This is a genomic window from Enterococcus malodoratus (genome assembly GCF_027659535.1).
Lineage (GTDB): Bacteria > Bacillota > Bacilli > Lactobacillales > Enterococcaceae > Enterococcus_A > Enterococcus_A malodoratus.
The window spans coordinates 222672-235101 of the sequence record NZ_JAQDPG010000006.1; the positions used below are offsets into that span (position 1 = coordinate 222672).

Consider the following 12430-nt stretch of genomic DNA (forward strand, 5'->3'; position numbering starts at 1 on the left):
TTCCTCCTAATTTTTTTCTTCTAATATTCGATAAAAGTCTTCTTCGCTTTCAATATTCAGTAATAATTCTAAAAATTCGTCATCGGCTAATCGCCGGGTGAATTGTGCGATTCTTTTCTTCTTTTCTTGGCTCTCATTGCTTTTCAATAGAATCGTGATGACCAGTTGAACAGCTGGTGTTTCTTCATCCAAATCTACTGGATCTTTTAAACGAATCAATAAGACTTGGCTGTGTTCAATCTTGGAACTTTCTAAATGAGGCAAAATCACATGTTCTGCAATCATCGTATTGCCGACCTTTTCTCGATTCTTCAATAAATCTATCAATACGTCTGATTCCGCCTTATTGGCAAAATCTGCAATAAACCGTTGAAGCTGCTCTTTATCGGTTAACGTTTGGTCTAAAAAGACTTGAAAAAACTCAGCGTTCATCATAGATCGCCTCGATTCTCTTTTGCAGCCTGTTCTGATCGTCTCGTGTAAACATCGCGCTTACCAGCAACGATGGAATCGGGATCGTATCACTGACACTGATCGTCGTCAAAATCAGATCAATCCCAGGATATTTTTCCGTAAAACGCTGCGCGTCCCGTGAAGCAACCACATCAACAATCTCTAATTCAGGAAATTTTTTCTCGATCTTAACCCGTAACAGTTCCGAAGTCCCGACACCGGTCGTACACATGATCACGGTACGAATCGGCAATTGATTGGTCTCAATGATGCGGGCGAAATACAAGGTGATAAAACCATTTTCGTCATCATTAATCGTTGGTAATGTAAAATCCTGGCTCACTTCAGCTGAAACATTCGTGACATCCGTAAAAATTGTTTCGTACGTCATTTTGATCTGATCCAATAAACTATTTTTTATATGGATACCATGCTCCAATCGATTGATCATCGGTTTGATATGATTTGCTAAATCAAGAAAAATCGAATCTCCTTTGATTGGAATATTCAAACGTTGACTCATGCCATTTAGATACGTATTTGTGATTTCAACCACTTTTGAAGAAAATTTCGTCACCTTACTCAAGGAGCCTTGCATCCGTGAGGAGCTTAGGTACTGATAAAGATAATAGACTTCTGACGTCGGCAGACTGCTGTGCAGATAATTTTCGACATTTCCAATCGCCGCTTGAGCAACTTGGTAAAGGGCTGTATCCTGTTGCAATCGTTCTTGTTCTTTCTTAGAAAGCGGACTCATTTCTTCATTCGGTAACTGATGAACTTTTCGTAAACGACTGATCAAAATATACAAATGAGAGAAAATATTGACATTATACGGATAAGGAATCGTCATTTCCAATTGTTTTTCGATTAGTTTCAGTTGGTCTAAGATAAATAGAACATCATAGTGGTTAAAATTTAATTCCGAATTATTTTTCAGCTCATCGATCTCAATAATATTATGCATCTGAATCAAATCAGCAATTGCGCGGCGAATATTGGCCTCTTTTCCTAATGCCGCTAATGTCCGCTGCTTTCGTTCCAGTCTCAGATCGTATTGCTGCAAATGCTCCGCAATGAGCTGCTCATCGCTGAAGATGACTGACTCGCCAACATAGTATTCTTCAAACAAGTCATACACATTCTTTGCGTTAGGTGATGACAGCAATAGTTCCTCCGTCACACGATTTCTACGCTCTTGTGGTGAATATTGACTTCGTTGACTGGGTTGAAAATTCGTTTGGCTGATGTATTTTTCGTAATTTAATTTGTAGCCTCGCCCCTTTTCTGACTGAATCAATCCATCGCCATGTGTTTCATTGATCTTCTTGATTAAGCGATATATCGTTTTTTGCGAAGTTCCTAGGTGCTCCGCCAATTCGTCGGATGTCATGTAGTCATGTCGTTTCGTTAGAAGTAGTAACAGCCTTTGTTCACGATCTTTCTTTGTTCCCATGGCTATCAACCTCCCCTTCTTGTTTTTATCATAACCTGTCAGAAAGAAAACGCTTCACTCGTTTTTGACCGTTGCAACGGACAAAAAATAAAGCTTCTCACATTTATTATAGTCGGGAAGCGTTCATAAAGCGGAAAAAATTTGGATAATTCATAAAATTTAATCCCGTTTGTTTTTATCTTCCAGCTTAATAATGTGAACAAAATCAAAAAACAGTATTGGTATTCAACGCAAATATCATTCCGCTGATCTTACTAAAGCAGGAGGTAGAACTGGCAAAAAAAACGTGAGACAAAAATCGTCTCACGTTCATTTACCCACTATTTAATTACCATCCGCCTGAAGCGCCACCACCACCGGATGAACCGCCGCCGAATGACCCCCAAGAAGAGCCGCCGCCTGATCCGCTATCATTATCGGACCAGTTATTAGAATTATAGTTTGATGCCAAGTAAGCTGTTGTCAAAACATCACCATTACCAGAATACAAGGTATCGCCAATTAAGATACGTCCGAACATTTTCTTTTCAGCAGAAGGGTTTCGCAACAATCGTCCTTGAATGATTGCCCGGTTGATTCCTCTGACCGACAAGCCAATCAGCAAACCACTTAACAAAATGTGATAAAGCTCCGTATGTTTAACTGCTCGTTGTAATTCTTCATCACCCGCAACTGCAGCTGTCTCTGATTGATATTTTTTGTAATTTTCTTTTAGGAAGACACGCGCCCGCAAAAGATTCACTACTAATAACAGGCTGACAAAAAGAAGCAGACCTAAGACAACTGCACCCGTCCAGTGAAAGAACATCAACTTTGTTCGCTGACTCGAAACATTTTTGATTTGCGAGTCCACCAGAGCCGTTTTAGTATTCATGATAGCGAACACTTCATCTAAGACTTGGTTGACTCCCTTATCGTAATTTTCGTCTTTAAAGTCATCAACTACATCATCATTATTGATGATATCGTCCGCTTTACCATCAGGAATCAAGCCTTCCAAGCCATATCCGACCTCTAAACGAAATTCTCGTTCATCCAAAGCAATCAAATATAAAACACCATTGTTTTCGGTCTTGTCACCAATTCCCAATTGATTGAAAATCTTATTCGCATAAGATTCGATATCTTCCCCGCGAGGCAATTCTGGAATTGTAACAATTTGAAATTGTGCACCGTTAGTACTTGCTGCCAATTGCTTATTCAACTGATAAATCTTTTGTTTCGTTTTCTGACTCAGCATCTTAGCATTATCAGAAACAAAGATATTATTTTTATTGATCGTTAAATGACCATCCGTATCTTTTATCGCCACATCGTAATTATTGGCCTGCTTCGGATATTCCTTCAGGTTTGCCAAATTGTCATTCAGGGTCGTTTTAAAAGATTGACTGACCGTAACTTTCTTACCAGACAAAATGTCTTCTCGATCTTGACTTAACTTTGTCAGCTGTTGATCATAGGCAGCCTTCTTATCCCCATAGCCGTTACTTGTAAAAAGATTAAACAATCCAAATCCGCTAACCAACATGACGATTACTAATATTAGGGAAAAGAACCCGTTGCGTTTGCGTAACTTGCGATAATTCTCAACAACCTCTTGCTGGATTCGTTCCCCTGAAGTACGCTGTTCCCTTTTCATTTTCTCTCACCCATTCTTATTCAAAGCTGACGTCTGGTACTTCTTTAGCTTTGTCATCAGCTTTAAAGTTGGCTTTTTTATCGAAGCCCAGCACTTTCGCCGCCATATTTTTAGGGAAGCGAACCAAACTTTGGTTATAATCATTGACTTGTTCTATATAATTTTTCCGTTCAACTGAAATACGATTTTCGGTACCTTCTAGTTGCACCATCAGTGTTTTAACATTTTCATTCGAAGCAAGAGTTGGGTAGTTTTCTTGAATGACATTCACCATTGTCCCCAAACTTTGTTCGATTTGATTGTTGGCCGCATTTTTTTCTGCCGGTGTTTTTGCGCTATTGTAGGATTTACGCGCATCAGTGATTTCTTTAACGATTTTTTCTTCATGATTCATGCTGCCTTTGACGCTGTTCACTAAATTTGGAATCAAATCTGCCCGACGCTGCATCACATTTTCAACTTGCGACCATTTTGCATCCACATCATTCTCCGCTGAAGCTAATGAGTTATATGTCGTCATCAGGTAAGCTCCAATTGCTAGAGCGATTACGACAAGTCCAACAATGATACCTGAACCTTTTCTTTTCATTTTTATCCCAACCTTTTTTTGATTTTTTTATTCTATGTGATTGAGCTAATTATATCATTCGGGGAAACCTACACCTCAGACTTTCGACTGATTTTTCAATTAGGTGGTTGACAAAAAAATCTATTGTTTTTTTTCCTTCATATATAGAAAAGAAAAAAGCCTTCAAACTTTTTATTGTAAAAGTTCAAAAGCTTTTGGATTTAACTGAAATAGACGGGTCTAGCTTCAATATATCCTCGATATCCTTGTGGCTCCAATTGAATGCGCGGCGCATCATTTTCAGCCCACTGACAATTATTTTCGTTAGGATCATACTGATCAATCTGATTAATTACAGCATTGATTGCCTCGTCAAATCGTTTCTCGTCATACGGATCTCCCTGAAACAACAACATCATACATGCTGGCAGATCGATTATCTCAAATCCTGCAGGGATGATTCCTTGATAATCGAATGGAACCTCAACTCCTTGCGCATACCTTGATGTTCCTTCCGAGCGCATACTTTCAGGCAGCCACAGACCTATAGGTTCATACAGAGCTTCCTTAATACTAGCAAGAATACCCCACACGTCACAACCAGCCTCACGGGCATACTCAATATACGTTTCAGCCTTTTCTCCGCGTAGTAAAATCAGCTTGCGAGCCGGAAAATTAATTAATCGTACATGTAGATTTTTCGATACTGGTAATAATTCATCATGCTCCTCGCCCATTAAATAGTAGCTTTCAACAGGATAGGGGGTAAACAACGGGATTGGCGGTGTCTTTTTTTGATAGGTTTTGGGAGTAACACCAAACTGCTTTCGAAAGGCGCGAGTAAATCCCTCATGGGAGTCAAAAACAAAATCTAAAGCCACATCAATCACACGTAATTGCTCATCACGTAAAACCAAAGCTGCTTTTGATAGTCGTAATTTGCGAATGTATTCAAAGGGAGATTTATTCGTATACTCCTTAAACATTTTGGCGCAGTGCCAGGGTGAATAGCCTGCTTGCTGGGCTAAAGCATGCAAAGTAATCTCTTCTTCTAAATAATCATCAATATAATCCTGCATCCGAGTGACCGCTGCCGCATGCTCCAAATTTGCCATAATATCCCTCCGCTTATCTTTCATACTATGTAAAAATCGGCTCGTTAACTTTTGGCTCTTTTTTCATTTAAGCTCCACTAAGAATCACAAGGAAGGTCAAGAAATGCTTTCGAAGACCGCCTATACTTATGTTATCAACTAAAAGGAGTGTTGCAAAGTGGAAATCATTAAAAAAAGTTTAGTACGTCATATGGAAAAATTATGTCAGGAAATCGGGCCGCGAGCAACTGGTTCAGCTGGAAATAAAGCAGCGGTCGAGTACGCAGCAGAAACATTTAAAACGTTGGGCTATGATGTTTGGTTGCAGGAATTTCCTTGTATGGATTGGCAAAATGATGGCGCAGAGTTGATCGTGGATGGTCGAGCTGTGGAAGTGGACGCAGCAGAATATGCGATGCCGTGTGAAGTAAGTGGCGAACTGGTTTGTGTACAATCGATCCAAGAATTAAAAACAGCGGATTTAACCGATAAGATTTGTGTGCTGTATGGTGAATTATGTAAGGAACCAATCATGCCGAAAAGTATGATTTTTTGGAACCCTGAAGAACATCAAGCGATTATTCGGGAACTGGAGCAAAAACAACCTTTGGCCGTCATTACAGTAAGCTTTCTCAAAGATGTACCCGTGCCCATCATTCAAGACGGCGACTTTAATGTTCCATGTGGAACAGTCAAAGGAGAATGTTTATCCTTACTATTAAATAAGAAAAACGCCAGTCTCAGTCTGCGGACTGAACGTAAACCTGCTGTCGGAGCAAACGTGATCGCTACTTTGGGTACTGGAAAAAAACTTGCTTATTCTGCTCACATCGATACTAAACCAACGACTCCAGGAGCATTGGACGATGGGTCAGGTGTCGCAGTACTGCTAACTTTGGCGGAACAATTAGCTCAGACAAAACTGGAGAATCAACTTGAATTCGTCCTGTTCAACGGAGAAGACTACTATTCAATGCCGGGAGAAATGACTTTTATGAATCAGTCACTAAGTCAACCAACAGAATATGACTTTGCCTTTAATGTCGATGGTGCTGGTATGCAAAATAGTACCATTTCTTATTCACTTTACGAATGTAACGAACAATTAGATGCGCAGTTAGAAGGCTTTTCAGCAGATTATCCAACCGTTGAAAAGGTTGACCCTTGGCCAATGGGAGACCATATGCTATTTGCCGGAGTAGGAATTCCAGCCGTTGCTATCGCTTCGACGCAAATGCATTTATTGATGGAAGCGGTCATGCACACACTAAAAGATAATTTATCGATTGTAGACTTTCAACGTTTAGAAGAAGCCGTCCTATTTTTAACTGAGTTGACTCATTCCTTGAAACAATAATCATTCGTTGGAACCATCGAAAGACTGTCTGCCGATTTCCGACAGATAGTTTTTCGGTGTGAACATTTTTCTGCACTTTACGTTATCGGCCCTTTTAATGAATAGGTAAACAAAGGGACAGAAAGCAGCATTTTATTAGCTCTGGTTTCTGCCCTCTAATTTTTTATTGCTTACTCCATTCACAAATATACTCGGCACATTTTTCAATATCATCAGACACGCTGGTTTTTCGTCGGATCAAATAAAAATTTCGTTTGAAACTTTCATCGAGTCTTTGATGAGAAATCCCTTCCACCGCCCGCTCTGAAATCAAGGAGCAGCCAAAGCCCTGCTTCAGCAAACCGACAATCACCTCATTGTTTTGAATCTCCATAACAGGCCCTTCGATATCCTTTTCTTCCAAAAATCGTTTCGTATAATAATAGACCCCAGAAGTATTTTCCCGAACTAGCCATGGCCCCTTTTCTGTATCTCCAGCCAAGACGAGTTGATCTTCCATCAACGGAATGCGTTTGATATTTGGTGCAGACAAGGGTTTTTCAATAAACCCGATGTCCACTGTATGGTGCTCCACCGCCTGTAATACTTCCAAAGAGTTCATCATCTGGACACTAAACCGAATTTGCGGAAATTTCTGATGCAATTGGATCAAAAGCGCTGGTAAAACATAATTCGCAAATGTATGGGAGGCACCAATCACACAACGAACAATCTGTTGCTGATTGGTTTGAACTGCTTGATATAAATTATCCCAATCGTCCATTAAATCGACGACCCGTTCATATAGGATCTCCGCTTGCGGCGTTACCAAGACTTCTTTTCTGCCGCTGCGAATAAATAATTGTGTACCGAATTCATTTTCCAATTGTTTGATCTGAGAAGAAACCGTCGGCTGGGAAATGAATAGAATTTCCGAAGCCTTAGAAAAATTTTTGGTTTCATATACCACTTTGAAGGTTTCTAACCATTTAAATATCGTAATCACTTCCATTATCTTTTTCTATCTAAGGTATTATATCAATAAATTATAATAATGAAAGATGTTGGTTATAATTTAGTTCATGAGTGGCGATTCTCTCTAGACGATGAGTCGCTAATAGTCTGATTACCGCCCATAAAACAAACATCTTACTATCAAATAAATTATTTATTAAGAAAGGAGACACACTATGTTTACTACCACGTTAAACAAAATAAAACCGATTTTACCGGGACTGTTGTTGTCGCTGGCCGTCGCGATTTGCGGAAAATTATTAGCATTGCTCATGCCCAAATTAGGAGGGGCCACCTTGGCGATTCTGTTAGGAATTATTTTGGGCAACACCTTGTTTAAACAACCCGTTTTAGCAGCTGGGACAAAATTTTCCGAAAGTCGTTTATTGGAGTATTCCGTCGTCTTGCTTGGTTTTACAGTAACCTTCCAAACGATTGGTGAAATGGGGATTAAGGGGCTGCTGTTCATTGTATTGATCATGACAACCGTTCTTACTGGAGGTTATTGGATTGGCCGAAAACTGGGTTTTAATGAAAAGATGGCTATGATGATGGCCGGCGGGAACGCCGTTTGCGGTTCATCAGCGATCGGCGCAATTGCACCTTCGATCGAAGCCAATGATGAAGAGAAGGGGCAGATTATAACGCTGGTCAATTTACTAGGAACCGTCATGATGTTGTCACTCCCTTTTTTGGGTCTGTCATTATTCGGTGATGCTTTGCTAAGTAAAAGTGCTTTGCTGGGCGGAACATTGCAGTCTGTCGGCCAAGTCGTTGCTGGCGCCAGCCTGATTAATCCAGAAACGGTAAAATATGCGATGCTCTTCAAGATTACCCGTATCATATTTTTGGTAGTCGTCGTCTTTATTTTTGAACGTAAAGCTCAACAGGATGGCTTGGTGACCGCTAAGGGTTCAAAGAAAAAGTTCCCGATTCCTTGGTATGTTACTAGCTTTTTGATTTTCTGTGTCATCAACAGCTTCTTTTCATTGCCGCCGCTCTTTAGTGACGGGGCTCATTTTATCAGCACTTGGTTTGAGACCACGGCATTGGCAGCAATCGGACTGCGGTTGGATTTCCGAAAATTCTTAAAAGAAGGACCGCGTTTCTTGCTTTATGGTCTATCGGTCGGAGCAGTTCAAACAGTTGCTGCGGTAGTATTTATTTTCCTTTTGCATATCTAAAAAAACAGAGCAGGTTGTATTCCTGCTCTGTTTATCTTTATTCAACTACCGCTACAATCTCAACTTCTACCAAAGCGTCCTTCGGTAAATTAGCGACACCCACACACGAACGACTAGGTTTTTCATTATCGAAAAAGCTTTCGTAAATCTGATTAAATGCAGTAAAATCAGACATGTTTTTCAAGAAGCAAGTTGTTTTGACTACTTGGTCATAGTCTACTCCAACAGCCTTCAAAACCCCTCCGACATTCCGTAAAACCTGATACGTTTGATCTTCAATCGTTTCGCCGACTAATTCTCCACTCGCCGGATCAAGCGCGATTTGACCAGACGCATACAGCATGCCGTTCACGACTTTGCCCTGAACATAGGGGCCGATTGCTTTTGGCGCTTCTGTTGTTTCGACTGTTTGGATCATTGGTTCTTGAAAGTTCACCTTTGTTACGTTGTTTTCCATTTTCCCCACTCCTTTTTTTGATTGCAATTACCCAACAATTGACTCGACACAAACTTGACTATTTTTCTGCTTATTTCCTTGAAATCACGAACAGAACTGATCTGGACTGACAGCTAATTCGTACTAATGGAAAATATTTCTAATCCTCATCGCGCATATCATTTTGCTAAACAACTTGTCACTAACTTGATTAGAAATCATGCTTAGCTGTCATACTCTATACACTGCGAAAAGCAAAACTGACAAAAAAAGCATCTCACTAATTAAAGTGGGATGCTTGGAGAATCCCACTCAACAAATGTCAAACAGGACTTCAATCTGTTTTGCACAAAACAGAATTCAAGTCCTCAGTCTAATAATAATCATTTGTTTAGTAGTCGTCGCGTTCATAGAAATTCTCCTTTAAAATTAAATTTAAATGGCAATTAAATTAATTTATGATTGTAATGATAACGGAGGTTCTATTACTTGTCAATAAGTTTAAAGAATTTTCTGACATTTCAACCTCTCATTTTTGTAAGTAGATTGTTCGCTCAATATATGGTGATCGGCAAAAATATTCGTTAATGTGACATTAAGGAAAGAGCGGATACTCACTTCGCTGTACGTCAATCAACTTTATTTTTCTTGAAATAAGGTTGATTGACGGCTGAGTAAATAGAAATTTTCTTTAAATTAGTGAAAGAGGTTTTTTAATGAATAAAGGAATGACTGGTTTCCAGTTGAAAGTTTTAGGGGTTGTAACGATGGTGCTTGATCACCTTGGAGAATTTTTTCTCTTTTTAGGTGTCCCCATGTGGTTTCATTGGATTGGACGAATTGCCGCACCGATTTTCTTATTTGAAAGTTCTGAAGGCTTCATCCACACGAGTAATCGGAAGAGATATCTGTTTCGTTTATTAGCAGGCTATTGGTTGATGGGCATTATCAATATGATTTTGAATCACTATTTTACAATTGATGGCGCGATCGTGATCAACAATGTCTTCGGTACACTATTTTTAGGTACCGTCTATATGCAGGCCTGCGAATTTTTCAAACAAAAGAAATTCGGCAAAGGAATGATATGGTTCCTTGTGCCAACGCTTTTGAGTGTGTTTGTAATGATATTATTATCTAGCGGCAGTCTATTGGCTTCAAAATTCGGACTGCTCTTCTTCCAAATCTTTACTTTGCTTGTTCCAACCTTAATGATGACTGAAGGCGGTATTCTATTTGTTTTACTTGCCGTTCTATTTTATCTTTTTCACGGTAGGAAGGCTTTACAAATCGCTGCTTTGGTTATAGCAGCAATGATCACTCTAATTCTTGGCGGCGGCATTCAATACGCCTTTACCTTCAATTTCCAATGGATGATGTTTTTAGCAGCAATTCCAATCATTCTATACAACGGTGAAAAAGGCCGCAGCATGCGGAATTTCTTTTATATTTTTTATCCCGTACACATCGCGATTTTTGCTGTGATCAGCTTTTTGCTTCAACGCTGAACTTGACCTTGTTCGTAAAAAGCTTTACAATGCTTTTTGTGAATAAATCGTACAGATAACACGCAATGCGTGTCGAGAGAGAGGCGGTTTCTATTAATTTAGAAACCTTCCTCTCTCTTTTTTTGCCAATTCCACTTTTCTCAGTTTATAGCATTAGCAATCGGTACAAAAATTTTTTATCGGTTTAGATACCGAGCGTTTTGGTGAAATGGCATGCATGACGAAGATAAAGCTATTTGTCTGTTTTTTTGAAAAACAGCTGTAGGTTCTATTCCTTAATCTACTGATTTGGTGCGAATCGATCTTCTAAAATAAAGTTATCTGTGGAAATAAAGTGAGGTTATATTATATGAAAGAAAAGAAAATCCATTTGTTGTTAGCTGTTCTTGCCACTGGGATTATGTCCTTCGCAGGTGTTCTGATTGAAACTGCGATGAACGTAACCTTCCCTACTTTGATCAATCAATTCGGAATATCCACCGGTATGGTGCAATGGGTCACGACCATTTATCTCTTAGTGATCTCCATTATGGTGCCCTTCTCCAATTATTTATTGAAAAATTTTTCGATTCGTAAATTATTTATCGTCGCAAATCTCTTTTTCATCGCAGGTTTAGTGATTGATTTATGGTCGCCCTCCTTCAGCATCTTATTATTTGGCCGTTTATTGCAAGGAGTCAGCACAGGGATCGCTTTGCCGCTGATGTTTCATATTATTTTAAATTTCACACCTATGCACAAACGCGGCACAATGATGGGAGTCGGCACTTTAACGACTTCGATCGCCCCGGCAATTGGACCGACTTACGGCGGAATTATGACCGCTAGTCTCTCTTGGCATGCAATCTTTCTATTCTTATTGCCAGTATTAGCCATTTCGTTAGTGATCGGCCTCTATGCCATTCCGGAAATACCGGTAAAAAAATCTGGCGCTTTAGATGTCGTAAGCTTACTCGGTGTTGCGTTGCTCTTCAGCGGGTTGTTACTTTTCTTAAATCAAATAGGCAGTTTATTAGGGCTGCTTTCATTAGCTGTCGGCATTGTTGGCTTCCTGATTTTTTATCGTCAAGCCACTCGCGGAAAAAATCCTTTGGTACGAATTGCAGTTTTGAAAAATAAAGTCTTTGTTTTATTCTTGTGCGGCTTTTTAGTTTGTCAGTTTTTACTTTTAGGCATTTCTTTTGTCTTGCCTAACTTTATTCAAATCGTTTTAGGAAAAGACGCGTTTATTGCTGGTCTTGTAATGATGCCCGGAGCAGCTGTCGGCGCAATCCTAGCTCCCATTTCTGGCCGCGTCTTAGATACATTCGGTTCAAAAAAACCGATTCTGCTTGGATTGAGCTTCGCAACCATTGGCTGGATTGTCTTAACCTTGTTATTACGCTCACCGATTTTGCTTGGATTTGTCGCTGGACATGTCTTTTATATGATCGGCATCGGCTTTGCCTACAGCAATTTAATGACTACTGGTATGAACTTGCTTTCAGAGGAGGAATACGGGGACGGCAACACCCTGTTCAATACTCTACAACAATTCTCTGGCGCAATTGCCACAGCGATCGTTGCTACGATCATCAACTTGGCACAGCAATCGCAGTCTGATTTTATCGCGGCTACTGTTAACGGCTCACAGATTTCGCTGCTTGTTCTACTGGCTCTACTTGTAGCAGTATTTATCGCTAGTCTGATTCATTTCCGCAAAGAGCCTAAATTGGGTTAATGTTAAGAAAAAGGGCAAAAAT

At 39.8% G+C, this 12430-nt stretch carries 11 protein-coding genes; 4 read left to right on the forward strand and 7 right to left on the reverse strand.

The genetic code is table 11. The features are described from left to right. Positions 1-6: 6 nt before the first annotated feature. The 5 genes from PGP85_RS11845 to PGP85_RS11865 form a co-directional block, all read right to left on the reverse strand. Positions 7-435, reverse strand: coding sequence for a PTS sugar transporter subunit IIA (locus tag PGP85_RS11845; protein WP_010741338.1), 429 nt, complete (start codon positions 433-435; stop codon positions 7-9). Further along, positions 422-1909 (reverse strand): BglG family transcription antiterminator, encoded by a 1488-nt coding sequence (locus PGP85_RS11850; RefSeq protein ID WP_090404359.1) that lies wholly within the window; start codon positions 1907-1909, stop codon positions 422-424. Before PGP85_RS11850 ends, PGP85_RS11845 begins: the two co-directional genes overlap by 14 nt. Positions 1910-2237: 328 nt before the next feature. After that, a complete protein-coding gene (locus tag PGP85_RS11855) occupies positions 2238-3548 on the reverse strand; it encodes a TPM domain-containing protein (RefSeq protein WP_270327657.1) in 1311 nt (436 codons plus the stop codon). 16 nt (positions 3549-3564) lie between these two features. Further along, the gene (locus PGP85_RS11860; protein ID WP_010741341.1) at positions 3565-4137 is read right to left on the reverse strand and encodes a LemA family protein; all 573 of its coding nucleotides are present in this window, start codon (positions 4135-4137) and stop codon (positions 3565-3567) included. Positions 4138-4337: 200 nt separating this feature from the next. Then, the gene (locus tag PGP85_RS11865; protein WP_270327660.1) at positions 4338-5231 is read right to left on the reverse strand and encodes a helix-turn-helix transcriptional regulator; all 894 of its coding nucleotides are present in this window, start codon (positions 5229-5231) and stop codon (positions 4338-4340) included. 157 nt (positions 5232-5388) lie between these two features. Between PGP85_RS11865 and PGP85_RS11870 the strand changes: the two genes are divergently transcribed. Further along, complete coding sequence (locus tag PGP85_RS11870) at positions 5389-6567, forward strand: M28 family metallopeptidase (protein WP_270327662.1); 1179 nt, start codon at positions 5389-5391, stop codon at positions 6565-6567. A gap of 163 nt (positions 6568-6730) precedes the next feature. Here PGP85_RS11870 and PGP85_RS11875 read toward each other — a convergent pair whose 3' ends face one another. Beyond that, on the reverse strand, positions 6731-7558 hold the full coding sequence (locus tag PGP85_RS11875; RefSeq protein ID WP_010741344.1) for a LysR family transcriptional regulator: 828 nt from the start codon (positions 7556-7558) through the stop codon (positions 6731-6733). A gap of 178 nt (positions 7559-7736) precedes the next feature. On the opposite strand from PGP85_RS11875, the gene PGP85_RS11880 reads away from it, so the two are divergent. After that, positions 7737-8744, forward strand: a complete 1008-nt coding sequence (locus tag PGP85_RS11880; protein ID WP_010741345.1) for a YeiH family protein — start codon at positions 7737-7739, stop codon at positions 8742-8744. A 37-nt stretch (positions 8745-8781) separates the two neighbouring features. Here PGP85_RS11880 and PGP85_RS11885 read toward each other — a convergent pair whose 3' ends face one another. After that, on the reverse strand, positions 8782-9201 hold the full coding sequence (locus tag PGP85_RS11885) for a Rid family detoxifying hydrolase (protein ID WP_010741346.1): 420 nt from the start codon (positions 9199-9201) through the stop codon (positions 8782-8784). Positions 9202-9896: 695 nt separating this feature from the next. Between PGP85_RS11885 and PGP85_RS11890 the strand changes: the two genes are divergently transcribed. Next, positions 9897-10688, forward strand: a complete 792-nt coding sequence (locus tag PGP85_RS11890) for a TraX family protein (protein WP_010741347.1) — start codon at positions 9897-9899, stop codon at positions 10686-10688. Between the two features lie 349 nt (positions 10689-11037). Then, the gene (locus tag PGP85_RS11895) at positions 11038-12408 is read left to right on the forward strand and encodes an MFS transporter (protein ID WP_270327666.1); all 1371 of its coding nucleotides are present in this window, start codon (positions 11038-11040) and stop codon (positions 12406-12408) included. The last annotated feature ends 22 nt before the right edge of the window (positions 12409-12430 follow it).